Origin of the sequence: Haloferax sulfurifontis (assembly GCF_014635105.1) — an archaeon.
In the GTDB taxonomy this organism is placed as follows: Archaea; Halobacteriota; Halobacteria; order Halobacteriales; family Haloferacaceae; genus Haloferax; species Haloferax denitrificans.
On sequence record NZ_BMCI01000008.1, the window covers coordinates 110,187 to 137,180 of the forward strand.

30 protein-coding genes are annotated in these 26,994 nt (G+C 52.8%); 9 read left to right on the forward strand and 21 right to left on the reverse strand.

What is annotated here, in order from left to right; translation table 11 throughout:
- Window positions 1-2 precede the first annotated feature (2 nt).
- Genes IEV64_RS18455 through IEV64_RS18475 form a run of 5 tightly spaced genes read right to left on the reverse strand, consistent with a single transcriptional unit; the run spans window position 3 to window position 4,362 of the window.
- Window positions 3-1,064 (reverse strand): TrbL/VirB6 family protein, encoded by a 1,062-nt coding sequence (locus tag IEV64_RS18455; RefSeq protein WP_188424913.1) that lies wholly within the window; start codon window positions 1,062-1,064, stop codon window positions 3-5.
- 2 nt (window positions 1,065-1,066) lie between these two features.
- A complete protein-coding gene (locus IEV64_RS18460) occupies window positions 1,067-1,933 on the reverse strand; it encodes a hypothetical protein (RefSeq protein ID WP_188424914.1) in 867 nt (288 codons plus the stop codon).
- Window positions 1,930-3,666, reverse strand: coding sequence for a DUF8186 domain-containing protein (locus IEV64_RS18465; RefSeq protein WP_188424915.1), 1,737 nt, complete (start codon window positions 3,664-3,666; stop codon window positions 1,930-1,932). Before IEV64_RS18465 ends, IEV64_RS18460 begins: the two co-directional genes overlap by 4 nt.
- 29 nt (window positions 3,667-3,695) lie before the next feature.
- On the reverse strand, window positions 3,696-4,109 hold the full coding sequence (locus IEV64_RS18470) for a DUF7985 family protein (protein ID WP_188424916.1): 414 nt from the start codon (window positions 4,107-4,109) through the stop codon (window positions 3,696-3,698).
- 4 nt (window positions 4,110-4,113) lie between these two features.
- Complete coding sequence (locus IEV64_RS18475) at window positions 4,114-4,362, reverse strand: hypothetical protein (RefSeq protein ID WP_004968218.1); 249 nt, start codon at window positions 4,360-4,362, stop codon at window positions 4,114-4,116.
- Between the two features lie 195 nt (window positions 4,363-4,557).
- Between IEV64_RS18475 and IEV64_RS18480 the strand changes: the two genes are divergently transcribed.
- Window positions 4,558-5,433, forward strand: coding sequence for a DUF8172 family protein (locus IEV64_RS18480; protein WP_188424917.1), 876 nt, complete (start codon window positions 4,558-4,560; stop codon window positions 5,431-5,433).
- A gap of 307 nt (window positions 5,434-5,740) precedes the next feature.
- Here the strand turns inward: IEV64_RS18480 and IEV64_RS18485 are convergent, their stop codons facing one another.
- From IEV64_RS18485 to IEV64_RS18505, 5 genes are all read right to left on the reverse strand, one after another.
- A complete protein-coding gene (locus IEV64_RS18485; protein ID WP_004977841.1) occupies window positions 5,741-6,280 on the reverse strand; it encodes a winged helix-turn-helix domain-containing protein in 540 nt (179 codons plus the stop codon).
- Between the two features lie 165 nt (window positions 6,281-6,445).
- Window positions 6,446-6,820, reverse strand: coding sequence for a MarR family transcriptional regulator (locus IEV64_RS18490; RefSeq protein ID WP_188424919.1), 375 nt, complete (start codon window positions 6,818-6,820; stop codon window positions 6,446-6,448).
- Between the two features lie 361 nt (window positions 6,821-7,181).
- Window positions 7,182-8,429, reverse strand: coding sequence for an orc1/cdc6 family replication initiation protein (locus tag IEV64_RS18495; RefSeq protein WP_004968215.1), 1,248 nt, complete (start codon window positions 8,427-8,429; stop codon window positions 7,182-7,184).
- A gap of 1,010 nt (window positions 8,430-9,439) precedes the next feature.
- Window positions 9,440-9,961 carry a DUF7970 domain-containing protein gene (locus IEV64_RS18500; protein ID WP_188424921.1) on the reverse strand — a complete coding sequence of 174 codons (522 nt, stop codon included), beginning with the start codon at window positions 9,959-9,961 and terminating at the stop codon, window positions 9,440-9,442.
- Complete coding sequence (locus IEV64_RS18505) at window positions 9,961-10,842, reverse strand: ParA family protein (protein ID WP_188424923.1); 882 nt, start codon at window positions 10,840-10,842, stop codon at window positions 9,961-9,963. The genes IEV64_RS18500 and IEV64_RS18505 overlap by 1 nt, the downstream gene beginning before the upstream one ends.
- 582 nt (window positions 10,843-11,424) lie before the next feature.
- On the opposite strand from IEV64_RS18505, the gene IEV64_RS20190 reads away from it, so the two are divergent.
- Entirely contained in the window at window positions 11,425-11,577 is a 153-nt protein-coding gene (locus tag IEV64_RS20190; protein WP_483867027.1) for a DUF7837 family putative zinc-binding protein, read from the forward strand.
- Window positions 11,578-11,586: 9 nt separating this feature from the next.
- On the opposite strand, the gene IEV64_RS18510 is transcribed toward IEV64_RS20190, so the two are convergent.
- The 7 genes from IEV64_RS18510 to IEV64_RS18540 form a co-directional block, all read right to left on the reverse strand.
- Complete coding sequence (locus IEV64_RS18510) at window positions 11,587-12,072, reverse strand: toxin-antitoxin system TumE family protein (RefSeq protein ID WP_188424925.1); 486 nt, start codon at window positions 12,070-12,072, stop codon at window positions 11,587-11,589.
- 5 nt (window positions 12,073-12,077) lie between these two features.
- Window positions 12,078-12,623, reverse strand: a complete 546-nt coding sequence (locus IEV64_RS18515) for a DUF7342 family protein (RefSeq protein ID WP_229722748.1) — start codon at window positions 12,621-12,623, stop codon at window positions 12,078-12,080.
- A 483-nt stretch (window positions 12,624-13,106) separates the two neighbouring features.
- Window positions 13,107-13,352: a type II toxin-antitoxin system HicA family toxin gene (locus tag IEV64_RS18520; RefSeq protein ID WP_013035697.1), complete on the reverse strand. Its 246-nt coding sequence runs from the start codon at window positions 13,350-13,352 to the stop codon at window positions 13,107-13,109.
- The gene (locus tag IEV64_RS18525) at window positions 13,353-13,616 is read right to left on the reverse strand and encodes a type II toxin-antitoxin system HicB family antitoxin (RefSeq protein WP_115805976.1); all 264 of its coding nucleotides are present in this window, start codon (window positions 13,614-13,616) and stop codon (window positions 13,353-13,355) included.
- Between the two features lie 127 nt (window positions 13,617-13,743).
- Window positions 13,744-13,944 carry a hypothetical protein gene (locus IEV64_RS18530; protein ID WP_004968206.1) on the reverse strand — a complete coding sequence of 67 codons (201 nt, stop codon included), beginning with the start codon at window positions 13,942-13,944 and terminating at the stop codon, window positions 13,744-13,746.
- 47 nt (window positions 13,945-13,991) lie between these two features.
- Entirely contained in the window at window positions 13,992-14,834 is an 843-nt protein-coding gene (locus IEV64_RS18535; protein ID WP_188424927.1) for a DUF6036 family nucleotidyltransferase, read from the reverse strand.
- Window positions 14,831-15,757 carry an HTH domain-containing protein gene (locus IEV64_RS18540; RefSeq protein WP_042662928.1) on the reverse strand — a complete coding sequence of 309 codons (927 nt, stop codon included), beginning with the start codon at window positions 15,755-15,757 and terminating at the stop codon, window positions 14,831-14,833. Before IEV64_RS18540 ends, IEV64_RS18535 begins: the two co-directional genes overlap by 4 nt.
- 461 nt (window positions 15,758-16,218) lie before the next feature.
- Between IEV64_RS18540 and IEV64_RS18545 the strand changes: the two genes are divergently transcribed.
- Window positions 16,219-17,103, forward strand: coding sequence for a hypothetical protein (locus IEV64_RS18545; protein WP_042662938.1), 885 nt, complete (start codon window positions 16,219-16,221; stop codon window positions 17,101-17,103).
- Window positions 17,103-18,911: an MBL fold metallo-hydrolase gene (locus IEV64_RS18550; protein WP_042662926.1), complete on the forward strand. Its 1,809-nt coding sequence runs from the start codon at window positions 17,103-17,105 to the stop codon at window positions 18,909-18,911. Before IEV64_RS18545 ends, IEV64_RS18550 begins: the two co-directional genes overlap by 1 nt.
- 371 nt (window positions 18,912-19,282) lie before the next feature.
- Here the strand turns inward: IEV64_RS18550 and IEV64_RS18555 are convergent, their stop codons facing one another.
- Window positions 19,283-19,702 (reverse strand): putative toxin-antitoxin system toxin component, PIN family, encoded by a 420-nt coding sequence (locus IEV64_RS18555; RefSeq protein ID WP_188424929.1) that lies wholly within the window; start codon window positions 19,700-19,702, stop codon window positions 19,283-19,285.
- Entirely contained in the window at window positions 19,684-20,022 is a 339-nt protein-coding gene (locus IEV64_RS18560; protein ID WP_042662922.1) for a hypothetical protein, read from the reverse strand. The genes IEV64_RS18555 and IEV64_RS18560 overlap by 19 nt, the downstream gene beginning before the upstream one ends.
- 115 nt (window positions 20,023-20,137) lie before the next feature.
- Between IEV64_RS18560 and IEV64_RS18565 the strand changes: the two genes are divergently transcribed.
- Window positions 20,138-20,629 (forward strand): hypothetical protein, encoded by a 492-nt coding sequence (locus IEV64_RS18565; protein WP_188424931.1) that lies wholly within the window; start codon window positions 20,138-20,140, stop codon window positions 20,627-20,629.
- A gap of 40 nt (window positions 20,630-20,669) precedes the next feature.
- Here IEV64_RS18565 and IEV64_RS18570 read toward each other — a convergent pair whose 3' ends face one another.
- Window positions 20,670-20,933 carry a hypothetical protein gene (locus tag IEV64_RS18570; protein ID WP_188424933.1) on the reverse strand — a complete coding sequence of 88 codons (264 nt, stop codon included), beginning with the start codon at window positions 20,931-20,933 and terminating at the stop codon, window positions 20,670-20,672.
- A 642-nt stretch (window positions 20,934-21,575) separates the two neighbouring features.
- On the opposite strand from IEV64_RS18570, the gene IEV64_RS18575 reads away from it, so the two are divergent.
- From IEV64_RS18575 to IEV64_RS18590, 4 genes are all read left to right on the forward strand, one after another.
- Window positions 21,576-22,835 carry an orc1/cdc6 family replication initiation protein gene (locus IEV64_RS18575; protein WP_229722750.1) on the forward strand — a complete coding sequence of 420 codons (1,260 nt, stop codon included), beginning with the start codon at window positions 21,576-21,578 and terminating at the stop codon, window positions 22,833-22,835.
- Window positions 22,836-23,739: 904 nt separating this feature from the next.
- Window positions 23,740-24,660: a DNA adenine methylase gene (locus tag IEV64_RS18580; protein ID WP_188424935.1), complete on the forward strand. Its 921-nt coding sequence runs from the start codon at window positions 23,740-23,742 to the stop codon at window positions 24,658-24,660.
- Between the two features lie 56 nt (window positions 24,661-24,716).
- The gene (locus tag IEV64_RS18585) at window positions 24,717-25,394 is read left to right on the forward strand and encodes a hypothetical protein (protein WP_188424937.1); all 678 of its coding nucleotides are present in this window, start codon (window positions 24,717-24,719) and stop codon (window positions 25,392-25,394) included.
- 25 nt (window positions 25,395-25,419) lie between these two features.
- Window positions 25,420-25,650 (forward strand): hypothetical protein, encoded by a 231-nt coding sequence (locus IEV64_RS18590; protein ID WP_188424939.1) that lies wholly within the window; start codon window positions 25,420-25,422, stop codon window positions 25,648-25,650.
- A 2-nt stretch (window positions 25,651-25,652) separates the two neighbouring features.
- Here the strand turns inward: IEV64_RS18590 and IEV64_RS18595 are convergent, their stop codons facing one another.
- Complete coding sequence (locus IEV64_RS18595) at window positions 25,653-26,561, reverse strand: DpnII family type II restriction endonuclease (protein ID WP_188424941.1); 909 nt, start codon at window positions 26,559-26,561, stop codon at window positions 25,653-25,655.
- Window positions 26,562-26,994: the final 433 nt, after the last annotated feature.

Below are 26,994 nucleotides of genomic sequence, written 5' to 3' on the forward strand. Positions count from 1 at the left end.
AGTTAGCGGGTTCGGGGTTCGTTTTCGGTCCGCCGGTACGATGGCAGTCCGTCGCTGTCATCAGTCGAGTCACGCTGTGCGGCTGCTCGCTGGGCGAGGGCTTGACCGGCGGCGGCTTTCGGCCCCCACCGGGCGGCGGTTGTCGCGACGCCAGCACCACCGACATACGCACCGGCTGCGACGCCGCCGACGAGGGCTGCGCCTCGCGTTGCACCACCAATCACCTTCGCGGTGAGGGGTGTCGCGTACGTGAACGTCTTCCACGTGAGATAGAGCGCGATTAGCGGAAGTGATGTCGCGACAAGATACTTCAGAAATGGGCTGTTTGGCGTGAGAACGCCTTCAGAATAGAGCAAATCGTATCCCTTGAACACGACTGCTGCTGGGAGAGGGAGAACTGCAAGAGGGACAAACCGCTTACAGAACCCCATCGCGATGTCAGAAAGAACAGGGAGATTACCATAGGCGATGGCAAACGCGATGGGCATTCCGTACACATAGACGAGGACCAACACCTCTCGAATGTAGTAGAGAGCTTCAAGCACCCACATCGAAAGACCACCCATAACAGCGAAAAGTAAGCTGAGGCCGGGGTTGGTCACGGTTTCCCGGAGAAAGTTGAGCATGACATCGCCTAGCGAACTCAAGCTCGGCAGGAGGGCGATTGTAAACCCATCAACAATGTAGAGACCGAGGGCGCTGACCCAGTACCAACAGATAATAAGACACGCCCCAACCCAGGCAGTCTTCTTTGTGCGTCTGGCTTTGTATTCACTCCCGACATTGAAAATCCGCATCGTGTGTCGCCCCTGAACGCACATCAACAACAGGAGTAGCGAGATCAGCATGATCTCACCTCCGACAAGGGCATCGCGAATGGCCGGCCACGCGCCATTCGTTGGTGTCCCGAAAACGAACACACCATCAGTTTCGGGAGTCGGGGTTCCGAACATCTCTGTAGAAAGCGTCTCGTACCCCTGATTTACGCCCTGCATGAACAGAGACGTCACCCAAGCAACGATCTTCTTGAATCCCTCTAAGGCGATATCAATCAGATCAACCATCGCTATGCCTCGCTAATCGTAATCTCACAGTTGTTGAACTCGTCTGAAGCAGAGTACTGGACTTGGTACGTCTCAGAGGTTTTCTTTGCGTCAACTCGCGTTTCTAAAACGACTTCAAATTCTCCCGATTGGCGTTCATTTTTGCACGAGATTCCCTCAGCTCGAATGAACGCGAATGGGGACCGATAGCTGTATAGAGTGAGTTTCTGCCCAGGACGAACAGTTACTGCAGCTGTTTCATCATCTGCATCTGGGGCGTAGATACCACTCACACCATCGGCATCAGCGTAATTAGTCCCCTCTTCATCGGAGGGATACGGAACGTCTCCGATGAAGAGTAATTTCGTGACTGCGTTTGGCCCCGTTCCACGGTTCTCAACAGTCACAAACGCCTCATCAGTAACTTCGTCACCCGATGAGTTCCACATCTTCTCTGGCTGATTTCTCCCAATCCCCATCTCGACGATGCTGAGGTTCGGTTGAATGGAAAGTGAGCCCTCAGCAACAGTTTCGTCACCATCCAACGCGACGACACGGTACTCTCCGGGCTCGTAGGCAGTCCCGATTTCGAACGAAACCTGTCGTGCGCCGGCGGCAAGCCCACGTTTCCCGAACAGTTCCCCATTCGGCTGAATGAGGTTCACCTGTTCGACGGGTGCGTCAGCATCAACCTCAACAACGACGGCTTGCCCCTCGACAGCGATGCGTGAGAGGGGACCAGCACGCTCAGTCGCCGCCGACGTCTGGTCAGATGTCGTTGTTCCGGAGCCGCGACTACTATCAAGGCAGCCGGCAACGCTGGCGAGGGCGGCCCCGCCGAGGGTTCGGAGGACGGTACGTCTGTCAATCGGTGAATCGGTTGGAATCATTGGTTTCGGTAGTCGCTATCTGTCGGTCCAAACATACGGAGGAGTCGGCGACCGGCGTAGAACGTCACGACGAACGGAATCGCCTGCCAGCCGACTTCGAATACGAATGCAACCCAACCCTCGAGAGTCCCGAGTGGGTGCCAACGAACGGAGGCCGTATCACCCACATACGCCGGCTCGTGGCCAAGCCACGTGCCGGGGTGGTAGCGAGCGGTGTAGATCCCCGGCTCGTCCAGCGTGACGACTGCGACCCCACTCTCGTTGGTCGCAACGCGCTGGTCACCCACCGTGATGTAGCCGCTGTGTGACGACCCGCCAATCGGGTACTGTCGGTCGCTCCCATTCGACGCGATCGGTGCACCCGTCTGATTATCGCGCAACTCGACTCGGAGTGTCGCGTTCGACGTCGTCTGCGAAACGATCTCGGCAGAAAGATCACTCTCGCGAAGCTGTCGCGCCGACCCGACTTGGGGGTCGACAATCGTGGCATTCACGCCACGAACGATCCCACCCACCCGAAGCGCCTCCCGGTCGACGGTCTCTGCGCGGACGGCCAATCCGTAGGTAGGCGTGTACGACTCGTTGACGACCTCAACGGTCACGTTCTCGCCGATCGTCTCACGGGGTGACGCCCGGTCAGTCCCCCACGTGTCGATGATATCCGGTCCATCACGAACGGGCTCTGCTCGCGGCCCGATCTGCGAGGGATACGCGTGAACTCGGACGGGAATCGCATCCGACTGTGCCGTGGTTGTCGACGTCCCGGTCGATGTGACGAGTGTGTCCCAGTTCGTGTTGCGAGCGGTGTAGAACCGCCACACACCACGGACCCGAGAGTTTTCATCGTCGGTGAGCGTATAGCCCTGCCACGGCCGGGACTGGAAAATCGCGACGCCAGTATCCCCGTTCGGGTACTGCGCGTAGTAGGGGTACGCCGCGAGGTCGTAAATCTCGGTATCGAGTGTATCCGAGACGGTTCGTGTCTCCGTCCGGTAGTTGACTGTCGTCTTAGATTCGCCACCAACCGTTGTCTCGACGGTCTTCTTGAGCCGGACTGAGATGTTCGCTTCGAGCGTGAGGTTCGCGCTCCACGAGTGAGTAGTCTGATACTGTAATTCTGGCGTGTGAGTGCCGCTCGCAGTTGCGACTGGAATGCCATCGATTTTCAGACGGATGTTCTCAATCTCGTGAGAGACGAGTGCCCAGTCGACGGTTTGATTACCCGTTTCGTTCCCGGTTGGAACGCGAACACGATAATCGACGAGGCCACGAACCGTCCCATTGGGAGCGATATAGAGCGGTGTCTCACCTGCATCGAGATGGCCGCGCGTCGATGGCGTGACCGCGAAGATCGTCGCGTGCGCATCGTCGATGAACGTCCCATCTTCGAGTGACGCATGAGGCGGGTACGTCGACGTGTCGGGCCCGCCGGCGTCGAGATCCGCGAAATCGTTGCGCGTCCACGTCGCGGCTGTTGCCGGCGGGCGCGTGAACGTGATGTCAGTCCCGTTGGCGAGTTGGTGGAGTGCCGTTCGGTCGTCGCCGTACTGCTGCTGGTAGTCTTGTTGGCTGACGTAGCGGTCGCTATCGCGAGACCAGAGCGTTGCCGACTCGTTTTCCGTGAGGCCGTTTGTCTCAGTCCCTGATCTCGGGGGCTGTGCCGTGGCGAGGCCGATAATGGAACTCGACACGAGCAACGCGGCTACCAGTACGGAGGGCACTCGATGCTTCATCGGAGGGCAAAGGTGGATTGGTGGGGCGCTTACCAGGGAGTGAGGTTCACACAGTCCCCAAGTGGGAGGCCCATAATCGACGCCACAACGGTATACAGCGGGCCGAGCACTGCCAAGATGAGGGCGGATTTGAGTGCTGCGCGCTTGTGGACTTTGAGTCGCTTTTTCTGTTCGGGGCTGGCGGTGAAGATCTCAGCGAGGGAATCGGCCTGCCAGATGACTGCCAACCCAATGAAGCCGAGCGTCGTCGTGATCTGGAAGAAGCCCTCGACCATCCCCGGCAATTTCTCAGCGCTGCAGACCACGCTGTCTTGTGCGGCAACTGGCTGGACGGCAACGAGCGCGAACAGGACGCTCCCGATCGCGACGTGTCGGAGGATGGATTGGGAGGGCCGTCGCTGGTCGGCGGAGCGAGCGTCAGTCGAGGAGTGTGAGTCAGACATGAGGTCACTCGGTGTGGTCGTACACGAGCGCTTGGAGATCGGCGTAGCGACTCGTCATGGTTGCAATCTCATCGAGCGAGTAGCCCAACTCACGCGCTTCGGTGAGTTGTGCGCGGAGTTTATGCGGCTCAACGTCGCGAAGTTGCATCTCGTCGCGGAGGGCTTGCCGATAGAGGGCCGATGCGTTGAGATGGTCGTTCCACCTGAGGAACAACTCATCGATGTCTTCGACGGTGACTGAGCGGGAGATCATGTGTTCGGTATCGTTCCACACCGATTGTCTTGCGGTGCGTACATGTCAATCAGATTGGTGGAATATTATATATTTACTGGCCAACATGATGTGTGGTAGCATGCCAACCTAGATACTGAATTTTATTTTCATCTAACACGGAGGTAGAAACCTCGTAGTCTCTATATGCACTGATGAAAGAGTACAGTATACCAGATGGGCCACGTCTACTACCACCATCCCGGTGACAAGCAGTTCTCTCTTGACTTCGTGCATCCAGACCCTACTGAAGTCGTCTCGCATATCGTCAACTACGACGACGGCGTCGCTGTGAAGGTTCAGAAGTGCGAGATTGACGAAGCGTTCTACGTCGTCTACACGTCCCGCGTTGGTGGTGGCCCCGTTCGTGAGATCGACTTCGATCTCAAAGCGTCACTCGCAAAGATGAGCGAGGACAACAGCACCATCGTCGTTCGGCTGCTCGAGATCTACCGCGCCCTCATCGCTCAGAACGAGGAGGAAGAAGGTGTTCCTGTCGAGGCGTACAAGAAGATCGACGTCGACGCGCTGCCGGACGTGCTTGATCGGACGTCCTGGGAGGGCTCAGCAACAGCCGTTGCAGGTCGGCTTGCCTCGAACTTGATTCTGAAACACACACTTCCGAACGCCAACCATCGGATGGCTGTCGCACTAATCCAGTTCTACCTCCGGCGCCTGAATCCGGACTTCTCTATGCCGGAAACGTCCATAGAAATCGACCCAGAATCGTATGACTGGCGGGAGTGGGTGAACGAGTACATCAACGAATCGAAGCGGCTGTTGACCGTTCGGCGGAAGAATGTCCTCTTCAAGCACCTGTACCGCTTCGGTGCGAGAACGCTTGAGCGGAAACACGCGGTCGAGATCGACCTGACTGCATACGAGCTGGATATGTACCCGAGTGAGGCGAAGGTCGTCTACGCAGAGCAACACGAAGAACTCTGGATTGAGTTCGTCGAGGAGGCCGTCGAACGTGCAGGCTATCCGGGGCTGAAGAAAACACCAGGGCTATCGAAAGCAGAATTCGCTGAAAAGATTCGGAACCTCGACTAAGCGGATCTGTTAGTCTTGGAGCGTGGCGACTGTTCGGCCCGTTTCCTCGGCCTCTTCGCTGCGCGACATATTGTACGTCGCGAGCGCTTCGTCAACCGCCTCATCAAGACTCATTGGTCAATCTAACTTTGACTCTTCCAGCGTATAAACGCTTGCATGGCTAAAACGCCAGCCCACCAGATGGGAGGGTCACAACCCAAACTCCGCACAATCTACTCGCTTTTCAAACTGGTCCAAGCAAACAGTACTGCTCTCGTGTTGTACACACCGGTTCGTTGTTAGTGACCCCAACTGGACTCGTGGGGCTTTAGACTCGACCGAAATCGGCGTACTCAGTGGCAACTGGTTCCAGCGCCTGGAGAATGATTTCGGCTTCAAGCGGTGAAAGGTCAAGTTCCCGGGCCGCAATCCGATGGTTGACCGTCCCATCGGCGTACTCGGAAGCGTGCTCGAGGGCGACAGCAAGCCCGTCGAGACCATGTCGCTCGATGTAGATGTCGATGTCCTCGTCCTGGTCGCGGCGGGCAACAGCGGCGATAAGTGCTGGTGTGATCGTTTGGGTTTCACCGTCTGTCGAGAGCGTAAGTGCGATCGACTCGGCATCGTATTCATACGGGCGCTGCTCACGGACTTTCTCTACTAACCCAGCTGTTTCGAGGTTCTGCATATAGTCGTAGGCAGTTCCCTGTGGGATATCGAGTTCGTCGATCAACTCGGACACGGTGACCGGTCCGTGTTGTAAGATATGGGCATACAGCCGAGCAAGTGTAGGTGTGTCGAGGAGGTCGGCCACCGTCTGAAGCTGCTGAATTGGTGGGCGGCCTGACCGGGGAGGTGATTTCGCCATCTCAATTACGAATTATGGATAATTCGTGATAAGACATCCGGGGAAAGACCAGACTCACAATCGATTTGCCACTCAACGGGAGCCAGTCGCTCGCTGCGGCTCCACCCCATTCTTGTTATACAGAGAAAACAAGGCGAGTGCCTCAGGGCTTGATCCCGAGACGGTTCACTCTGCACCCGAGTCTGCATCTTCATACTCATCGAGATCAGGGAGATTTGCATCCCAGTCCGGAATCTCGTCGTAGTAGTCGCCCTCAAACTGCTCGCTCACGGCGGCCAAGCCAATCAAGCTCGCAGTATGTGCATCGTAGGCGTCGGGATTGATCGCCCAATACTCGCCCTTATGACGCACAAACCCCTGATTATGGAGTCGGCTAAGCGTCGTCCCAACACTTCCTCGTGGGATGTCGAGCGCCTCAGCGATCTCACCTGCTCGATACCCTGTTTCTGGAGTCGCTGCGAGGAAGCGAAGAATGGTTCGCCCATTCGTGTTCGGTCCTGGAAGGTCCGATGGCTGGTAATTTTCGAAGTCAATGGGCATATGTAACAGAATGTAACGGAGAGTAATAGACTTGCCGGAGTAGTTGGTCCAGAGTACTCTTTGGACGCTGGAAGGCCTCGATCGACGCGTTCTCCCAATAGAAGTGCGATGAATCTGAGGTCGTTGGGGGATCTAGTTTTTACTGGCAAGAGTGGTGTGTCTGACCGTGTATTCAAAGAGTGGCGAGTTAATTCAGCAAGGAGATTGTTGATAGACAAAGACGACTCAGTATCCGCATTTTGCGGCGGTACAAGGTGTGGTGGCTCCGCGCCAACTGATGGGTTTCCTACTGAAGCCACCGAGTGGTAGTGTCAGCAGGAACATCGGAGCGAATCTGGCCCCAGCAAAAAATGCCGCACCGTCAGTTGGACCGAAGCTCGAGTGAATCAGGGATGTACGGTTCGATACTGCGAAGGACTCCTACTACTTTCAGGGTTTCTTCTATCGATTCAAGAATGTTAGAGATGTCAGTCTTCAAGTCCCACTTCCGGTATTTTCCACCTTTCCGGCCAAGGTTCTTTTCGGTCACCGAAAGCAAGCCGAGCATTTTGAGCTCGTCAAGGTGGTCAGATACCCAGCGAGAAGTATGGGGGTCGATATCGCCAGCTTCACAGATTCGCTCATACTGTGGGTAGATCACACGTGTACGCGCAGGCATCTTGCCGTTTGCAGCCAACACACAGAGAGCATAGAGTATGTAGTGGTCGTGTTCGTGTAATCCCTGAATCCCACGCCTGACCTTCTTCGATTTCAGCCGGCTTTGTGCTCGGTTGACGTCGTCTTCGGTGACTAAGCTGCGTTTGTTTTCGCGAGCAACGTCGCCTGCCTCTAGTAGTAAGTCAAGAGCCTTACGAGCGTCACCTGCTTCTTTAGCGCCGTATGCAGCACAGAGTGGAATTACTCCTTCATCGAGTCCGTCGTCTTTGAACGCGATATCGGCACGCTGTTGGAGGACATCTTGGAGTTCAGTCGCGTCGTACGTTGGAAAGTGAAGTTGGCGTTCACACAGTGAGCTTTTGACCTTTGGTGAGAGGTCATCTGTGAATGTCAAGTCGTTTGAGATACCGATGATTCCGATCTTCGTATCGGAGACGTTCCCATTAGCATGGGCACGAGACAACTGGTACAGAATACTGTCTTCACCGGATTTGATGTGATCAACCTCGTCCAGAACGATGAGGACAGTTCCAGCTCGCGATTCCAGTTCTTCCCACAGCATCGCATATGCTTCAGACTTCGAGTAACCGGATTCAGAGATTTGTTGGGAGGCCGAGCGCATCTGGTTGACGAGTGCAATACACAGACGATAGCTCGTCTCCAGTCCGTCGCAGTTCAAAAATACCGTCCGCAGGACAAGGTCATCGTACTGTTCGGAATCTGCTTCGAGCTGCTTGAGGAAGTATTTAGTTGAGGCAGTCTTGCCGACCCCGGTCTTACCGTAGAGGAAGATGTTCTTTGGAGTCTCCCCCCAAATAACCGGCTCAAGCGCCGAGTGGTACTCTTCGAGTTCGTCATCGCGACCGACGAGAGAATTTGGGGTATACTCGTCGGTGAGTGCCCCTCTGTTGACGTAGGGGGTGTTCCCACGCTTGAACTCAAATTGACCCATTGGTGAGGGTTGTGTTGCCAAATGATATAAACCCCCCGGACCGCCTGTTCATCTGTTTCTTTTGTACACACCGCATTTCATTTGTTTCTCGAGTTGTTGTCCGTATTGTCCACGGTCGACGAGACTAGTTCCCCAGCTTTTGCCCGGAGACAACTCCCAAGATATACTAGCGAAGTCCAAAAGTCGATTAGCTTTTAGAGAAATCAGGCATATCTCACCGGGTTGAAGCATCAATAATTTATCTATTGCAGAATTTCACGATGAGAGTGCTAGAACCACCTGTTCATCTGTTTCTTTTGTAGACACCACATTTCATTTGATTCGCTTGTTCAACTACACACTGATGTTGTAACAGACACCACTGTTCATCTGTTTCTTCTGAAACATAGTCGAGGTCACGCTCTTACACTAAATATTCGTCAAAGCGATCATTACAGAGTCACCGCCCGAATTTCCTTTTTCATGATGTAGATTAGCGAACTACTGTGACGTCAGCTCGGCAAGGAAGTCTCGAATCTATGTCAGACACCACCTGTTCATCTGTTCGTTTGTTCTTCAGAGATTCCGACACACACACACCACATTTCATCTGTTCTTCCACGTGAACCCGAGGTCAGCAAGTGGCCAAACATGATTCATCGTGTTTGTACCACCAAAACCGAATCAACACTAGACTAGAACTAGAACCATTGAATGATTTTTACCACAAATCACTATCTTCGCATTATTATATATTTACTGGTAGAGGATAATTATACTGTCTATTCCAAGTTCGCCTAGGTGGCTTATCAAGCCGTCAAACGTGTGTTAATGACGTTTAATCAATTTACCCAGAGTTATGAAACTGAGTGAAATATCCTTGTTTTATATACTAACTATAGTCGTCACTCCATCACCACTCTACTCTCGACTCAAAGAACAGATGAACGACGGTGTATGTGTCCGGACTCCGTGAGTGACCAACTTCGATTCATCGTGGAATGTCAACGGGTTGTGGAATAATTCTCGTCCTATGTCTCGCGAAGTTCGACCACCTTGTCGGCAATTGCGTCAGGATGTTTCATTACGAACTGAAGGATTGCTTCGTGTATCTCACGCTTCTCGTCATTCCGGATACCGTACTCTCTGAGCGCTTGTTTCACGTCGAATTGAATGAAGTCCTCAAACTCGTCGTGGGTGGTTCGCCGTGGGTATATCTGAGCTTGTACCGACTCAGAGAAGGGGAAACCGGGATTACTGTCTTCGAGCGCTCCAGAAGTACTTGGCCTTACTTCTTGATTGGATTCCTGTTCTGGTCCATCGGTGCCTGACTGCTTACTCACCTCTGATTCACGTTCGAGGCTTTCATCTTCCTCTTTGGAAGCAACGTCAGACTCTATGTCTTCATCTTTGACCGTCACCTCGTCCCGTACCTCTCCAGAGGTGTCCGTAGTTTCAGACTTGGCTGTATCGGACTCCTGCTCTTCGCCATCGTCTTCGACTTCCGCAAGTTCCTCATCCAACCCTGCAAAGCGGTCGGTGTAGTCTCCCATTAGCGACGCACCTCTCCGTGTTCAATGATGCTTGCAAGTTCTTCGAACGACGAGAGGATCGAATCTTCTGGTGCGTAGTCTCGAAGCGGTTTGTGATCTCCAATTGCACGGGAAAGTGACTCAGAGTGGCGGATACCTGGCTTCGGGAGTGAGCCATCCCACTCTCCGGAATCAATCTTTTCCAGGTCAGCTGGAGAGATATACGCGAAGTTCGGGACCTTCGCAGCGAGATGTTCACGCGTCACCAACGACTCGATCAGCTCTCGGTCAAGAGTTTGTTGATCAATACGACGTTGGAGGTCTGTCGGTACAATTGCAAGCAAGTCCAGCGAAATGAACTCTCGAAGTGGCTTGATTAGACGCTCGACCGTTCGCTCGAACCCTCCGAGTGATTCAGGACCTGGGCGGAGTGGCACAAGAATCGACTCGGTTGCGACGAGTGCGTTGTCCGTGAGGTGGCCCGTACTCCCGGGCGTGTCGATGATGATGTAATCGTAGGTGTCGCCCAAGAGCGGCTCAACAAGGAACTGTCGCATCCTGACTGTTCCGTGGTTTACCGACCCGAGACGATCTTGGACGTCTTCGAGGTCTGCTGTTGATGGGAAGAGGTCAAACCCAAACTCAGTCGAAACGATTGCGTCATCTGGCTCTGCATCCCGATCTATGATGATCTCTCCGAGATCTGCATGCTCATCGTCTATATAGACTTCGCGGAAGTCAAGGCCAACTGTGAGGTGACCATTCGGATCGAGGTCGACAAGCAGAACGTCGTGATCTCGCTCGGCTAATTCACGGGCGGTGTTGAGCGAAATCGTGGTCTTTCCGACGCCACCTTTGAGCGTGTTCAGTGCGACAGCGTTTGGTTGGGGATCTTGTGACATTGGTGTTCACCTGAGTCACCTAAGGTCGCTGAGGTACCTGTGGTTGTGCGCATAGACTCACGCATATCGTATAATATTTCCTGACTCAACTACCTTACCTGAGTTACCTAAGGTACCTAAGGTAGGTGAGGTGGGTTCCATCGTACGGCTTGATCTGTGTCCAGTATATTGGGCTTGGTTCAACTACCTCGCCTAAGGTACCTGTGCTACCTGAGTCAAATTAGGTACCTGAGGTAACTGTGGCAACTCAGCCAACTAAGGTAGTTCCCCATCTGGATTGGTGTCCAGAAATGTCTCCTTGACCTACCCCCTCTACCTTAGGTGACTTAGCTACCTTAGGTACCTTATCCAACTCTATTGTTCTACTCTGTATGTGCGAGGTCGATTCAGTAACCCTCGGAGTCACAATAGCCAATTTCGAAATAGCCTATTTTGGATTTAGTTATTATCAACAACCAGTGTCAACCATAGCTTCGGAGATCGGGACTACTGGGGCGCTCGAACTGGCCAAACACCTTTGCTGTGGCAGCGTGTGGACACTAGTGGAGACAACCTGCGTCACACACGTCTCCACAATCCCCCATGACGAGTGATTCGACGGCGCTTGGCCGGTGCCCTGACTGCGGCGAAGAGATTGAGGCATACCAGTCGCTCATTGAGTTTGAGCAGGCTGATGGGACAACTGGCGTGTTCGCAGAGTGCTATTCATGCGATGAAGTCGTCCGCCCAGAGTGACAAACTGCGCTACGTGTCCACGAGGTAGTCTGCGCCGTACTCCTTCTCGAATTCGTATTCTGACGGGAAATCCGAATCTGTTGTCGCCCAGACATCGTTAATTCGTTTCTCGATAGTCTGAAGAACGACCCGAAGCACGCCATTCGGATCATCTGGGTAGACTGCATCGACCGCACTCTCTTCTCGCGGTTGTGGTGGTACGTGGTAGTGGTCGCGCGTATTGTGCGTATTTGGGTGGCGGTCCCATCGACACGACCAGCGCTCACCAGCCCATTCCTCAAAATACTGAATATTGAACTCACCATTCAGTCGAAGACGGATTTCGAGAGTGGCAGTATCCACAACGTTGGGATAGTAACTCGACTGAAGAGTGGCAACAACACGATCTTCTTTTCCAGACGGGAAGTACTGGACGGTCTCGATTACCGAGAGATCTGCGAGTCGACCACCGAGAATTCGCATCCGTTCTTCGTTGAGGTCATCTGTGCGTCCCATCGAGCTCAGGGGAACGACGAGGCAGGACTCCCACCGGTATTTGATTTGAGACGGAATTTGGCTTCTCGGAGTTCACGAAGGCGGCGAGTGACAGTTCGCCATTCACTCAGTCTATCGTACGCCTCATCGAGATCTTCGTACGTCGCCTCGGAAAGAACAACCGCCTCGGGTGAGGATTCAGCGAAGTAGCTCGAGAGTTCTCGTTCGCGGATTCGGTACTCGTCGATTGCTTCGTCGGCTGCTTCAGCTGTTTTGAACTCCCGGGTCAGTTCCGTGACACGACGGAACTCAAAGTAGGCCTCGTTTCGGACAAAGAGTGCAGGATTGTCTGCGACTTTTTCGAGGACTCCGAGTTCGACGAACCACTCCAAGTGGGGACGAGCACCTTCTTTTGTACAGTCAGCACGCTCTGCGACGTCCGCAACAGTGGTTGGGGCCGTGAGTGTCGTCGCTGCTTCATACACACGATCTTTCACCGTCCGACTCTCGACGGCTTCGTCCCACTCACCGGTCAGATTCATGTCCGGTGGAGACGGTGTATCCCCAGTCATTGTCCTAGAGACGGATTGCGCTCATATTAGTTTGTGGGTGCAAAGATATGTTTGCAATCGTGAGTAGGTCCTGGGCGTCTAGTCGTCAGGTCCGTCCCGTTGCGTTCGCACCGCGCGACGACCAAGGGGCGAACGACGACGTGCGCCGCTATGTCTGCCATGAAGATCAGCGTGGAGAGTGGCACACCGTCGGATTCCCATCTGCTACTGATGCTCTCAAATGGGCCGATGAGTGGCCCTATGACGTGGAATACCAGGGACGAACACCACCACGACGGGCCGGTCCATCCTCCCGAGGACGTGACAGCGACCGACTCGGATACCTAAACGAAACCAGGTTTGTCCGCGGTGAGGACGCCCCCAGCTCACCAACTGCGATGAGTCTAGGTTCGAGGCTTCTCCCGAGAAGATCAGACAGGAGCGCGATGTCGGTTACCTCAGTAAGTCCAGTGTTCAGCGTACCGACGCCCACATCGATGACGGTTACAGCGTCTGTTCGATCCACTCGCACCACGAGTGGAAGTCCTTCGCGCCGCATTGGTCGGCGATGGACCTGAGAGTCCCAATCTTGAGTTCGTCGTGCTGCGGCACGTCGACGTTTCGGACTTCTCCCGTCTCAGGATGCTCGTATCGGAGCCGAACGTGGCTTCCATGGCGGGATTTCGGGACGTATCCGTACTTCGTGAGTGCTTTGGTGACCTCGCGGCCAGAGAACGTCCTCCGTACCATCTACTGCATAAAGTCGGGCAGTTCGCGGTTCTCGAACTCGTCGGGGTCGAGGCCGAGTTCTTCGAGGTCATCGTCGGTGATGGGCTCACCACCACCCTCGTGGAGAACGAGAGCCTCCGCAAGCTGCGAAAGTGCTTCTGCTCGGGTGTCGCCACCACGTGCGAGACCGGTCTCGGTATCGCGGGCGGTGATACTCCCGTCGTCTTCGCGGATGAACTCGACCCCCTCAAAGTCGTCGTCACCGTTGCGAGTCGCACTTGCCATACTAAACTCGAATCGGTCTCAGAGGATAAGCGTTCGGACGGCGAGGAATCCCCCTCTATATTCAGCACGCGACACCTGTCAGGTCCTGAGTATTTCAACAGAGCCGTAGGTGTGTAAGTGGATTAGCTCAGACGTCGAATCCGTTTCGCCTGAGTGCCTCTGCCAGCTCTCCGTCAGGGTCAGCCGCAAACTCAACCAACGATGACTCAGGCCTTGTTGTCGTATATAATTCAGAGTCAATATTGTCTGGGATTTCGTTCGTGTGGCTCTTATCTACAACTGCAACTGATATTTTTGGTCTCGTGTCCGCGTCTTTTGGCTCACTCATTAACTGATTGTACGAGGAAACGATGTTTGGATTTTACCATTCGGGTATCAAATTTTCTCTTGGAGGACGAGTGAGCCGTCCTCACCGTATCTGACGACTCCGATCTGGTGGAGCCACTCAATACCGGACGTAGCTGTCTCCTCACCAAGCTTCGATGCAACCGCCCGTTCGGGAACTCCTTTGTATAGGTCGTCATCGTATTCGGTTTCCGAAAGGAGTCGAATACACTGAGCGGCCCGTTCACCGTCTATGGTTCGTGAGTGCAAGCGTTCGATCTCATCTTGGATGTCGAATGAGTACCCTTGCTCTTGGAGACGGGCGAGTTTGTGCTTCATGGCACCGACAAACTCGTCTCGACCGATAAGCGACAACTGGGTGTGCACCTCTTGGACGATTAACTCCTCATCGATTCCTGCTTGTGCGAGTACAACCATGTCGTCGACGTCATCGTCTCTATTCGCGACCGATTTGAAGAGGAAGATATCGTCGAGTGACACCATCCGGACAGTCAACGGTCCGTCTTCGAAGAGGTGCTGGCTTCGGGCCTCCATGTCGTCACTCAGCATGAGTACGCCGGCGACTTGCCTGTGGAAGACGTCGAATCGACGCTTACCGTTCTCGAGGATAAACGCCGCGTCAAGTTCGTCATACTCTTGTTCGAGGTCTTCTGGCGGCTCATATCCCGCTGCGGTGAGTGCTGTCCAAAGCTGCTTGAGTTCGTACTCTTCTCTAACGATCAGGTCGATGTCTTTTGTCGCGTTCTTGAGCTCCTGGAGCGTAAGAGCGCCACCTCCAATGAGGAACACCGTAATCGGCTCGTTGATCAGGTTCGCGAGTTCGTGAAACTGTTCTCGGATCGCCGTGTATTCCAACGTCGACTCGCGGGTCATATTTCTACCTCGTAGTCACGAGCGAGCGATTCCATTTCAGACCAAGGTGGGGTTTGGCCTGAGGTCTGTTCGCCTTCTGTTCGTAGGTACGTCAAGAGAGGTGAGATGATGTCTTCGACTCCGTAGGATGTTGCGACTTCGTGAACGTCTTCGTGGGATGTGTTGGTTGCGGTAATGAGAAGCATAGCGTACTTTCGGTGGCGAGCGTCGTTCTCGATGAGGAGTAGATGACAGACCAACTCGGCCGGTGAGAGTGACTCTCGGCTTTCTGAGTAGAAGTAATAGTTCCCCGAGCGCGTGAAGAACTGCAGACCGTATTCGCTGAATGCACCGAGTCCTGTCAGCAGGTACTGACTGTCGTCAACACCCTCGTCTGTTCGCACAATGAACTCGTCATAAGATTCCCACAGAAGTGTTCCACTCCCGATGTCGGTCTGGACTTGCGTACGGTGGTGTTGGTGCCGGAGCTCCACAGCGAACTTGTGAAGTCCTGAGAACTGTTCGGTGAGGCGGTATCTCGTTCCTTGCTTAACAGCTATTGCCCGGTTTGTAAGCGTCTTGAGCGTCCGATAGACAGTTGCCCGTGACACCTCGGTTCGTTGGGCAAGCTCGGCTGCCGACACTGGTTCATCCGCGGGGAGATAATAGAGGACACGAAGCATCGACGACGTTAGCAATTCCGGGAAGTCAACGTGGGAGTTGGTTGCCGTGAGGTCTTGGTACACCTCGAGGCACTTCGCAGACGTTGGGTGTATTATCGTCTCGTTTCCCACCCGTTCACGGGTGACCAATCCCAATTTTTCGAGATGTACCACAGCGTTCGTGATGGTTCCCGGCTCATATTCGAGCTCAGTAGCAAGTGCTCGGCGCTTTTTAGGGGAATCAAGTGTCGCCATGATTCGCAACTCATTCTCCTCTAGCATGGTGTCTCAAATTGGATGTACTTGTAATAAAGCACTACATCGGATATGAGACTTTTGGTGGTGATTGTTGAGAAATTCGATGGATCTCTGCGGTAGAGAGAATAGTGTATTCAAGGACAATAGTGTGACACTGGAATTGCGTCCAACAAAGAAATTGAGCGTGTCCAAATTGCCTCGCTTAGGTGGAAAAGTGCTAGTATGACTTTTGACGACCAAATTGGAGCTATGTTACAGTCAAAAAAGTCTTTCAGGTCGGTGTTCTGGTCCTACTTCCGATTCTCGACTATTCAAGGAACCAAAATACTCGGTATTGGAGTTTGCCGAAGGGTCGTTCAAAAATGAAACACGAATCCTTGAGCCGTGTTAATTCATATCCCCCTGTAGTGAACACAATAGCATACTCGGTGCGAAACGAGGTTTTGCTGATGAAGCGCCACGTTTCGAATACGAGTACCCAATTCATGTCCGGAAAACCCGAATCAGCCGAGACACGAGCCGCACTACTCACTGACCATAACCCATTGTCTGTACTGGACAAACTCCCGTCGAACGTGTTCCCGGTGCGCATGAAGCTTGGTCTCCCACGTCCGAGAGGTGCAGACACCACAGACGACACCTACAAGTCTCCGTCGTACCCTGTTAGTGTCAACCAACCGAGTGCCCCGTACATCCCGGAACAAACGGTTCATTTCGATAACCCCGTAGAGCGTGCTCCCGACAAGACGACTGCGTGGACACCGCCTGAGTTCTGTGAGAAGCTCACTGAAGTTCTGAACCATCTCGAGGACGATCATCCTGTGGTGAACACGGACACCCTCACGCTCCAAGAGATTGATCTCGTAGAAATTCCAAGTCACTTCCTCACCACAGACTCAGCGACGGGGAATTTGGTACCGAAACCAGATATGTACGACCGAAATGGTGAGATGACAATGGTTCGGTTCGCAAAGGAAGGGTCCCTGTCCGCGACGAATGTGCGTGACAGCATCAAAGAAGCCCTCCCCGGAGAAACCAGAACACCGACGAGGTTGACCCGTATCAAGGAAGTTCAAGCAAAACCGTTCCGGCATGGACGAACAACTAGTGTGTCCGGTGGGCGGGCCCAGTACTACACCGAAACTGATGCAGAGAAAAACAATGACCTGTCGTTGACTCCCTCGGTCTACCAGCTCGACGAATTGAACGCGGACGGCGACCAGAACCGGCCGTTGAGTATGGTGCTGGACTCACTCGAGGAATTCGTTCCATCTCTCGTCAATGAGACGGACGGGTTGGTGTCGAAAGTGAAGTTCGTTGGGCAGGAACGCGAGCACACGGTATTCCACGCCACGGAGGTGTTGAAGTGATGAGTCATGACCCAGAGATGCCGTGGCTCCCCAAAGACACGGGCGACGAATTCGACCCCCTCGAACACGCCGACGTCACCGTCGACAAGGACACACCAATGGTTGTGGTCCCGCGTGGGGGCGGAATGGAAGTTGGACGGAGCTGTTATCAACTTGAAACAGAACATAGCACACTCTTAGTTGACGCTGGGTTGAACCAAGGGACCGGTGGGCAGTTCCCGGATTTCCGTGGACTCGAGAAAGGCCAGGTCGACGGCGTGTTCCTGACGCACGCACACATCGACCATTGTGGAGCGCTCCCTGTCCTTGAGAATCGCGGGTTGCTTGACGATGACGCAACTATCGTGGCGACGCGCCCGACAACCCAAATCGCTCAGACACTCCTTGAGGACTCGTTGAAGATTCACCGCCGGGAGGCACAGAAACCCGGACGAGAACAGCACTTCGATGAAGAAGACATCGAACGAGTCTACGAACGGTTCCAACCAGTCGACTATGAATCGGGCCGTGTATGTGAGTACACGCACGTCTCAGATATTGACCCATTGCGGTTCACGATGGGGAACGCTGGGCACCTCCTAGGGAGCGCGTGGATATCGTTCGAAACCAATGGGTATCGTGTCGTGTTCAGTGGTGATGTTGGTGGACGGAGTACGCATCTCCCCCCGATGGACCCGCCTCCGGAAGCAGACCTGTTAATGATAGAATCCACGTATGGTGGGAAGCACAGCCATACGTCGATGAAGGACGCTCGCACTTCGGTCTACAAGTCCGTCGAACGTGCGTTAAAGAACCGCGAGCCGGTATTGATTCCGACGTTCAGTGTGGGGCGAGCACAGACGCTGTCGTTGTTGTTCAAAGAGCGGCTTCACACGATGCCGAGCCACATCCAAGATGAAGTCGTGCTGGTCATTGATGGGATGGCGCAGGACGCCACAAACCTGTACCACACCCATATTGAGGACACAACGTACTTCGATGAATCAATCCCGAATCGCGTGAAAAACGCGCAGGACCGCCAGCCATTCCTCCCGGAGAACGCCTTGATGCCGGGGACCGACGCTGACCGGGAACGCATTCTCAGCAATTTCAACCCAGAAACCGGTGAGAACATCCCGTTGATTATTTCTCCAAGTGGGATGCTCACAGGTGGTCACTCTCCACGATACCTCGCCGAATTCGCTGCACGATACGAATCAGCGAATGTGTTCCTCACCGGGTACCAAGCGAAAGGAACGGGCGGGAGGAAACTCCAGAACGTACTCAAAGCCGAAGAAGAATCGGCAACGCTATTCCTAGACACAGACCCGTTTGGGCCTGACTGGCCACAAAACGACGGGACTGTCGACTGGGTGCAGGCCGACGATGGGATGTACACACGAGCTACGATCCCGGCTGATTGGGTGACACCGGTTGATGGATTAAGCGGACACGCCGCCCAACACGGACTACTATCATTCGCGAGGGACGTCGGACCACGAGCAATTTCACTGATCCACGGGCCAGCGTATGCGCAAGAACGATTCTCGAACCACCTCATCGATAATCTTGGCGACGTAGAAACCGTAACTCGGTCGCGAATGTTAACACCAATTCCAGTCACACGGGATATCGAAGTGGAGACGCCTGCGCTCACCCAGAAGAACGCAAAAGATGAGTCATATGATTCGATTGCAGACCAGTTCGACCATGTGTATGAATTGTTGTCTGCGTTGACTGCTGATGTCGCCGACGCTCGGCTTGAGAGTGGGCTTAGTGAGGAGGACGTTCGGCGAATCATTCGAGAAGAAATAAATAACGGAGAGTAAGCGAGTTCAGAGGAATGTGTCTCCTTTGTTAGAGTCTTTCGGCTCTGTTGAAATTTTCAGAGAATAGTAAGTGTGGCGTGACACTGACAGAGGATAAGTTCAGCACGGCCGAACCAACTATCTGTTCTCTATTAGACGTGGCAAACAAGATTCATATGAGCAAACAAGAACGACCCCCTACCTATAACAGGCTTCTAGCAGTCCTCCTACTCGTTGTTCTCTTGGTCATTGCTTTGGGAATCGGCTATGTACTAACGTTTGACTGTATCATCGGCTGTTCCGGTTGATCGATGTCCGCAACCTTGCACGATTCGCGTCCTGAGTTCAGCACATCTTTACTGTCTCTTTTCGTGAGGGTGTCAAGAGGCGGATCAGTCGCGAATGAGGGTCAAGAACTCTGCCGGCTCTACGATTTTGATACCACGGAACGGATGCTCGTCAAGGAGGTGGTCGTTACCAGAAACAATGTAGTCTGCCCCTGCTGCGAGCGCACACTCAAGAAAGACGTCATCGTCAGGGTCGTCTTCAATTACCTCGACAGAGACTTCTGGGTTGATAACTTCGGCCCCGGTGAGTCGGATAAGATCGTCTGGAAGTGTCTGTTGCTCTTCTTCATCGAAGGGCAGGCGGTCATAAGTGAGGACCCTTCGAAATTCGTCGAGAGCATCCTCTGAGATGACTATTTGAACGTCTCCCATGACGGCTAAGTCTATGCATTCCTTGGGTTTTCCACCAAAACCGAGGCCAGAAATGAGGACGTTGGTGTCGAAGACTACTGTGACCTGGCCCATTCTATCGCATCATCGACATCGTCTTCGGTTACGTTCGATTCGTCGAATTTGCGTTGGACCGATGCAGACAGATTGTCCCATTCCTCTTTTCGTTCTATAGACTCCTTAGCACGCTCTTCCTCGTCGTCATCCCACAGACGGACAAGGAGAATCAAAAGGACGACAATGAGCCCATGCACGACTTCTGAGGCACCGTCGCCAAGCTTCCGGAAGCCATCAGTAATCTCGCGCTTGCCCTCTGAGAAGTCCGACCCAGACGACGCCTCATCCGGCGTCCACGGGCTGTCTTCAGGGGGATTATTTGATGCGCTGGAACTCATTGCAATTCACTCAACCGAAGGTTGCCGTCGAGGATAGATAAAATATGGTGGTGTTGTCCATCAAAGCCCGAAGTGACGTGTACGGTTCTATGCCTTGTGGGGTAGAATGCGACACATGAAGAAGTGTCGTAAGTGCAGATCAACAGGAGCAACCGAATCGGCCAGGTACTGCCACGAGTGTGGGAGCGAACTCGTCGACGAGGATGAACAGTTCATTCGAGGGATAGGAAATGGCTTCCTCACCCAGGCAGACTGGGTGTGTATCGGGGAGTGCATCAATGGCGAGCGGGGTGCACCACCGGAACGGTACCACACCCGGCTTGACGAGAAGATACGACATTCGCTGACTGACTTTGCCATACTCTACCACTGGGAAGACTTCGATCCCTCATCTGCGTTCAAATCGATGGCTCGCAGCAAAGATGGATCAACAGATGACGAACTCACAGAGGCAGTGATCCTCATGAAATCCTTCGCTCTACTGTACAGTGGATTGGGACGGAGGGCGTACGAGCTGGTCAGCGAGTTAGCGATTGAGACGGTAGAGGAACTCTCTGTCGACGACGTCGATGTGACAATTACAATCTCCAGTAGCAAAACTACGTAACCAGAAGGAGAATCGCAGGAGACCGAGGGTATTCGAACGTCTACTCGGCTTCTGGAGACCATACCCAATTCGAGCGGTCAAGTAACTCACCGTCGTAATCAGTTGCCTTTGTTACTTCCATAAGTATCTCAGAGGCGCTTACCATGCCCTCACTCCAACCGTCATGGATTATCTCTTGAACGCGATACGGACCATCTGGTAGAAACACGACTTCACCTTTGCGAGGGAGTGGGACGCCTTCAATCTCGACCATGGCCAACCGTTCGTCGCCTTCGTATAGAGTTACAACAGCAGTGACTGACATGCTATAGACTCGACAAACGGTAGGACGAAAAAGTCGATGGTCTGTAATATCTGTCTCAGAAACGCAGGTTGACAATGACTTATCAATATTATTACTACGACACCCACACCCCATATGTCGAATGTAAACACTCGAAATAGATGGTATGGGGCACTCAGATACTCGTCTGAAAGAGACAGAGGTTGTGTCGATTGTTCTATTCTATGTTTTCTGATAACTATAAGTTGCGGAAAGTATAAGTCGAATACACGAAAATGATTTCCGTATACCATCTATGCGGAACAGTATGTTTGGTGTGCCTCTCCCTATGGGCCGATAGAGTTTCTGTCGACGGTGTTCTCCGGGTATTTACTTTCGACAGGTGGGGTGTGTCTGCTCGGCCGACGCTAAGTGAGTGGTTTGTAACGACAGAACGGATCGATTTACATTCGACACCTGGGGTGTCCCCCGGTATGAACCCGGGCCGAAGCAAGGTTTACACTCGACAGTCGGGGTGTGTGTTACAATCGACGGCTGGATGTCTGAGTGGTTCTCGAATGTGCAGAAAATGGGTTCAAACGACCGTCTAAAACGGCCCTTACATTCGACGCATGGGGTGTGAATTACCCTATCTTTATATGCTCTCCACCGGGTGTCGATTGTATGACTTCAGGCGGCAAGGAACAACGCTCACTTGATGAGATGTGGGCTGCTGAGGACCCGATATTCGAGCGAAAACAATTACTCGAGATCGACCACATCCCTAACGAGGACCGCATCATCGGGCGGGACGAGGAAATCGAGAATATCGCGTCCTCCCTCCATCCAGCTATCAGCGGTGGCTCGCCACGGAACACGCTTATCTACGGGAAAACTGGAACTGGAAAGTCTCTCGTCACGAAACACGTCACACGGAGTGCCCAACGCTATGCTGGAAATCAAGGCGTGGATATGGGTCGAGCCTACGTTGACTGTACGCAATCATCTACCGAGACCCGTGTCGTCGTGAACCTTGCTCGAGAACTCAATAACCCCGAGAGGACTGGTATCTCGATCCCCGAAACAGGGCTCTCGACCGACGCGTACTATCATCGGCTCTGGCGAATTCTCGACGAACTCTATGATGTCGTGATCGTCATTCTCGACGAGATTGACAAACTGCAAGAGAATGAAGTTCTGATGCAGCTCTCCCGTGCTGGTGAGGCTGGGAAGGTTGATTCGTGCAACCTGGGGATTATCGCGATCAGCAACAAGATCTCATTCAAAAAATCGCTCGACGAACGTGTGCTGAGTAGTCTCCAAGATACCGAATTCATCTTCCCGCCGTACGATGCGAATCAACTCCGTGCTATTATGGAGAATCGTAAAGATGCCTTCAGACCGGGCGTAATTACTGACGACGTCATCCCGCTTTGTGCGGCGTATGCAGCACAAGAACATGGCGATGCCAGGAAGGCACTTGACATTCTCCGAAACGCGGGCGAACTCGCGAAGAATAGCGATGCTGAGAAAGTAACTGATCAGCACGTCAAGGATGCTCGTGATAAGGCTGACATGGACCGCTTTGCGGCCTTACTCAAAGACCAACCAACCCAGGCAAAAGCACCAATACTCGCGCTCGCAGCACTCGTTGAGTCCAAGAATGAGGCCGAGTTTTCGAGCAACGAGATTTACGAGGTCTACAGGTACATCACAAACCAACTGGATATGGATACGCTCTCGCAGCGCCGGATGAATGACCGGCTTAACGAAGCCGTGTTTCTTGATATCCTCGGACGGACCGAACGAGTTGTCGGGAGGGGTCGGGGACGGGGCGTCACTCCCTACCTCTACCATCTACTCGAGGACGCAGACATAGTCCAGGCGGTCATCCTTCGGGACTCGCGTTTCGAGCCGCTTGGTGGACAACCATTGATTCCCTGAAAGCGTCCCTGTCGCCTGATTTTACATTCGACGCTTGGGGTGTGGATTGTCGTAATCCCGCCAGACACTTTCCAGACAATAGACAGGTTGATTAGTGAGTTAACCAATTTGAAACTGCTGTCGTCAGAGGCACCCCTCCCAAGCAAGTCCACGGTTCGGTCGTCCGCTGACGCCCTCCAACTTCCGTAAGTCAATGTCTATGTGATACACACGGAGTCACTTGACCACATCTAGTACCCACTAGCTACCTCGTTTTTGAGGCCTTTCCGTTAGTCCATACGAACCCTTGACACATTTCGACTGACTTTGGAAGCTCGCCAAGATCAATAATCAAGACTAATGGGGTGAATGTGACCGAATGTATCGTTGAGGGTCGCAATCATTGCTTGAGTACGCTGAAACACGTCTGGAGTCCAACGTCTACAACTCTCACGAAAGCGTCTGATATGCTTGAAACCAAGCGTTGTGTACCGAAATCACAAAGCCATCCAGACTAATCCGCGAAAATCGATTGTGGAGATTTGTTAGGTTTCTGGTGGAAATATTTGACGCCAGCTGTTGAGCAACTTACTCTTGTAGAGTCCAAACAAAGGAAGACCCGATTTCTATACGGATAATCTCTTCCTCGTCTACAAGTGCATTGAGCCGACGATAGGCTAAGTCGTAAGAACAACCCACTTCTTCTGCGACCTTCGAGGTTGTCGCGTGGTCGAGTTTACCGACTGCGTTTAGGAATGCCTCTTGCGGATATTGCTCCGTGAATTGGCCCGATTTTTCGTCACGGTCAGCAGTCACAAGTGTAATTTTTATTGGCCTATCGTTTAAGCATACAGAACTATTTGCCGTTCAAGATATATTGAACGGGTAGGTTTAAGGGGCAAGGCAGAACAACCAATTACAAGAAATGGTCACTCCGATTCTAAAGTGGGCTGGTGGCAAGCGACAATTACTCGATGAGTTGAAAAGCAGATTCCCGAGGTCATATTCGCACTTTCACGAGCCGTTCTTTGGCGGCGGCGCTCTGTTCTTCGATCTCAAGCCAGAAGACGGTACAATAAACGACACGAACCCCCGGCTAGTAAATTTTTACAAGCAAGTTCGTGACCGGCCGGACGAACTGATTGAATTGAGCCGGTCTTTTGACCACCCCGAGTCAGACCCAGACCCGGAGCGTAACTTCTCTGAGACCAACCGCAAGGGAAAGGAGATTTCCAACTACTACTACCAGCAACGCGAATTATTCAACAACCGTCCTTACGGGGACGAATACGATAAACTCGAAGAAGCCGCTCTACTTCTCTATCTAAACAGGACATGCTACAACGGCCTCTACCGGGAGAACAGTAGTGGCGGGTTCAATGTTCCAATAGGTCGATACAGCGACCCAGATTGGGTGCGTGAACAGGAAGTTCGAGAGGCAAGTAGAGTCCTCCAGAATACAGAGATTCACAACACAGACTTCGAGTACGTCAGAGAGAAAGTTGAGGAAGGTGATTTGGTCTATTTCGACCCACCATATGAGCCGATGAGTCCGACCGCTTACTTCACCGACTATTCGGCTGATGGCTTCGGTCAGGAAGACCAGCAACGACTTCTCGACTTAGCGAAGGAACTTGACCAAGATGGAGTGAACGTCATCCTGAGTAATAGCGGTGTCATGTACGAGATGTACGACGAAGCGGGCTTCCACGTTGAGGTTGAGGGTGCTACTCGGGCCATCAACAGCGATGCTGATAACAGAGATGAAGTAGACGAAATCATCGCTACCAATGTTCTCCCAAAACAACGGAAGAATGTCGGCCAGCAAGGACTCTCTGATTTCTAACTCCATTAAATATGTCTGTCACCGGAATTTTTCAAAGTGTCTGGTGAGTCTCATGTGTGGTAGAAATAGTCAGAGAACTTGACACGCTTGGTTTTAACGAGTTCCCCAAAGATGTTGAGAGAATGTTGGGGCAGGTCGATTGGGGAGACCCTCTTAACAGACTCCGAGTTGGGGTTGTTCTGACGTTCTCGCTGAATGAGGGCCGAGATGAGAAATACATTAGATATAATATTGATAAATTGAGTGATGGAAGAGAGGTCTTCATGATTAGACCGGCGTGGCTCAACAAGGGATATGACTTCAAAGTCTGTGTAGAGGGGTGGGACGATTCTGCTAACCCCGCACCATCCCATCCAAATATCTACTCCGACCTCTACTGGAAGAGAGAACATGACGATTCAGACTCGTTCGAGGCAATTTGTAAAGCAGTATTAGATATCTATGAGGGCGAGCCGGCGGATGTAGTCCTCGAAAAATATAATGACGAGTTCGATTTCACCGTTGGTCGGCGACCGGAGGCTCTGCTAAAACCATTACCTTGGTTGTTCATCGAACAGGACATCCGCTATTGGAATTACTCTGGACGCGATAAAACAGTCGGATTAGTTAGAAAGTTGCATGATGGAGTTCCCCTCTCAGAACTGGATTTGTACTTAGAGCCATCAGACGATGAAGCCCAGTTACAGCCCTTGGAGGAAATTCACGAGACACCACTTGCGATACCAAACCAATAATATCCTATCCTGAGTGATTTATACCATGTCGAGGCTCGTCAACATCGAGGTGTATTGCGATACTGGGGATGACGAACCGGAAGTATTCGGAGTGGTTAGCGAACACCGACCTGACTTACCCAAACCGTTTGATGAACCATTGCAGAAATGGGTTCAGAAAAATTTCGGCCATCTTGAAACCGGAGATAGCATCGCGGAGGCTGGAGAACTGGAATATGAGCCCAATGGGAAAATAATCAGGTTCCGAACGAAGTAACGCTACACTTCGCCCGTTTCAAAGAACTTCTCCACGTCAGCGGGGAGTTGTGTTTCTGCTTGGTGAAGATTGTAGAGGTCGGTGATGTCGTCGTAACTCTGCCGAAGGACGTTGGTAAGCGATTTTTCCCATCCCTGACCGTCGGTAATCCAGACGAAGGCCACATCGTCTTTCCGCATCCGTTGGGCGACGTAGTTGTACGAGCGGCGGATTTCAGAAGGCTTGCTCCCGCCGACCTTGTATGCGTTCGCTTCAACGACGAGCCGGAGGTCGCCATCCTCGAACAGAGCGAAGTCAACTGTTTTTTCCTGCCCAGACTCGTCGTTGTATTCCGTTGTGTATTCTGCGTCCATTTCGACGGAATACCCTGAGCTGTTGAGTTGGTCGGCAATAACACCCACTTTCTCGCCGACTAAGTCTTCGAAACACTCTCCCTGTCGATTCTTCCGCGCGTGTGACTCCATGCCGACGAGCATACCTCGGAAGTGATCATGAACGTCGGCTTCGTCTACGATGTACTGGAGACCGATTTCTTGGAGTATGTCGGCTAAGTCGCTTGCGGCTTCTCTGTCACCGGAGTCGATTGCACGCTGTATGTCGTAAAACTTCCAGACGCCTTCGAGCGCGCTATACTTGTTCCCGCGTTCGCCGAGGAGTTCAAAGTAGAAGTCGATCCATTTTCGGGTGTCATCGGCGTCCATGAGCGCGTCGGCGAGACCCTCAACAAACTCATCTTCGCTCACGTCCTGAAGGTCGAGGATGGCTTCGATTTGGACTTGGTAGTTCTCAATTTCGTCTTCAATGCCGTCCCAGTCGATGAACTCGGTAGAAGGGATGGAAGATGGAACGATTGTATCCTGAAAGTCCTCAACAAACTCGTCTGTTTTTGGACGATATTGACGAATTGGCATACTGGAAACAGGAATAGTTGACACAAAGGTGACCTTTACATTCATCTGTAAAGGAGGAATTGGATGAGCCAAAGTTCCACCGCAAGAGACGACATTAATTGGAATCGACAGACGTCGAATGGTAGTTCCCGCAACGGGTGTGCAATACAACCGGACGATAGCGGTGAAAACTCTGGTTATGCGGGTGAAACCTTCTGGGAAGCCAATCATGTATATCGCTAGGTTGCGCAGTACCCGAATTACACTTTGCGCGGCACGCGCAATTCTATGTCGGGACTTGAACCTGGGCTCTCGCTGCAGACAGGTTTTTGTACCAGCTTCCGGCTCCGGGACGCCAATGCTTGCGGCTCGCCACATTCGGGCACAGGGGCTGTGTTGAATCGCCATACTGCATTCGAATTCACTGTTTCACGAAGCGTTTGATGTTGTAGAC

What these genes read in the sequence shown, in the direction of transcription:
- IEV64_RS18530 (WP_004968206.1), bottom strand. Translation starts at nt 13,944, where the DNA reads ATGAGTGAGCCAAAAGACGCGGACACGAGACCAAAAATATCAGTTGCA.
- IEV64_RS18525 (WP_115805976.1), bottom strand. Translation starts at nt 13,616, where the DNA reads ATGGCAAGTGCGACTCGCAACGGTGACGACGACTTTGAGGGGGTCGAG.
- IEV64_RS18490 (WP_188424919.1), bottom strand. Translation starts at nt 6,820, where the DNA reads ATGCCCATTGACTTCGAAAATTACCAGCCATCGGACCTTCCAGGACCG.
- IEV64_RS18510 (WP_188424925.1), bottom strand. Translation starts at nt 12,072, where the DNA reads ATGGGACGCACAGATGACCTCAACGAAGAACGGATGCGAATTCTCGGT.
- IEV64_RS18565 (WP_188424931.1), top strand. Translation starts at nt 20,138, where the DNA reads ATGAAGAAGTGTCGTAAGTGCAGATCAACAGGAGCAACCGAATCGGCC.
- IEV64_RS18500 (WP_188424921.1), bottom strand. Translation starts at nt 9,961, where the DNA reads ATGGGAGACTACACCGACCGCTTTGCAGGGTTGGATGAGGAACTTGCG.
- IEV64_RS18520 (WP_013035697.1), bottom strand. Translation starts at nt 13,352, where the DNA reads ATGGTACGGAGGACGTTCTCTGGCCGCGAGGTCACCAAAGCACTCACG.
- IEV64_RS18480 (WP_188424917.1), top strand. Translation starts at nt 4,558, where the DNA reads ATGGGCCACGTCTACTACCACCATCCCGGTGACAAGCAGTTCTCTCTT.
- IEV64_RS18455 (WP_188424913.1), bottom strand. Translation starts at nt 1,064, where the DNA reads ATGGTTGATCTGATTGATATCGCCTTAGAGGGATTCAAGAAGATCGTT.
- IEV64_RS18505 (WP_188424923.1), bottom strand. Translation starts at nt 10,842, where the DNA reads ATGTCACAAGATCCCCAACCAAACGCTGTCGCACTGAACACGCTCAAA.
- IEV64_RS18550 (WP_042662926.1), top strand. Translation starts at nt 17,103, where the DNA reads ATGAGTCATGACCCAGAGATGCCGTGGCTCCCCAAAGACACGGGCGAC.
- IEV64_RS18515 (WP_229722748.1), bottom strand. Translation starts at nt 12,623, where the DNA reads ATGACTGGGGATACACCGTCTCCACCGGACATGAATCTGACCGGTGAG.
- IEV64_RS18555 (WP_188424929.1), bottom strand. Translation starts at nt 19,702, where the DNA reads ATGGGCCAGGTCACAGTAGTCTTCGACACCAACGTCCTCATTTCTGGC.
- IEV64_RS18540 (WP_042662928.1), bottom strand. Translation starts at nt 15,757, where the DNA reads ATGCTAGAGGAGAATGAGTTGCGAATCATGGCGACACTTGATTCCCCT.
- IEV64_RS18535 (WP_188424927.1), bottom strand. Translation starts at nt 14,834, where the DNA reads ATGACCCGCGAGTCGACGTTGGAATACACGGCGATCCGAGAACAGTTT.
- IEV64_RS20190 (WP_483867027.1), top strand. Translation starts at nt 11,425, where the DNA reads ATGACGAGTGATTCGACGGCGCTTGGCCGGTGCCCTGACTGCGGCGAA.
- IEV64_RS18580 (WP_188424935.1), top strand. Translation starts at nt 23,740, where the DNA reads ATGGTCACTCCGATTCTAAAGTGGGCTGGTGGCAAGCGACAATTACTC.
- IEV64_RS18465 (WP_188424915.1), bottom strand. Translation starts at nt 3,666, where the DNA reads ATGAAGCATCGAGTGCCCTCCGTACTGGTAGCCGCGTTGCTCGTGTCG.
- IEV64_RS18560 (WP_042662922.1), bottom strand. Translation starts at nt 20,022, where the DNA reads ATGAGTTCCAGCGCATCAAATAATCCCCCTGAAGACAGCCCGTGGACG.
- IEV64_RS18475 (WP_004968218.1), bottom strand. Translation starts at nt 4,362, where the DNA reads ATGATCTCCCGCTCAGTCACCGTCGAAGACATCGATGAGTTGTTCCTC.
- IEV64_RS18545 (WP_042662938.1), top strand. Translation starts at nt 16,219, where the DNA reads ATGTCCGGAAAACCCGAATCAGCCGAGACACGAGCCGCACTACTCACT.
- IEV64_RS18595 (WP_188424941.1), bottom strand. Translation starts at nt 26,561, where the DNA reads ATGCCAATTCGTCAATATCGTCCAAAAACAGACGAGTTTGTTGAGGAC.
- IEV64_RS18485 (WP_004977841.1), bottom strand. Translation starts at nt 6,280, where the DNA reads ATGGCGAAATCACCTCCCCGGTCAGGCCGCCCACCAATTCAGCAGCTT.
- IEV64_RS18590 (WP_188424939.1), top strand. Translation starts at nt 25,420, where the DNA reads ATGTCGAGGCTCGTCAACATCGAGGTGTATTGCGATACTGGGGATGAC.
- IEV64_RS18470 (WP_188424916.1), bottom strand. Translation starts at nt 4,109, where the DNA reads ATGTCTGACTCACACTCCTCGACTGACGCTCGCTCCGCCGACCAGCGA.
- IEV64_RS18575 (WP_229722750.1), top strand. Translation starts at nt 21,576, where the DNA reads ATGACTTCAGGCGGCAAGGAACAACGCTCACTTGATGAGATGTGGGCT.
- IEV64_RS18570 (WP_188424933.1), bottom strand. Translation starts at nt 20,933, where the DNA reads ATGTCAGTCACTGCTGTTGTAACTCTATACGAAGGCGACGAACGGTTG.
- IEV64_RS18495 (WP_004968215.1), bottom strand. Translation starts at nt 8,429, where the DNA reads ATGGGTCAATTTGAGTTCAAGCGTGGGAACACCCCCTACGTCAACAGA.
- IEV64_RS18460 (WP_188424914.1), bottom strand. Translation starts at nt 1,933, where the DNA reads ATGATTCCAACCGATTCACCGATTGACAGACGTACCGTCCTCCGAACC.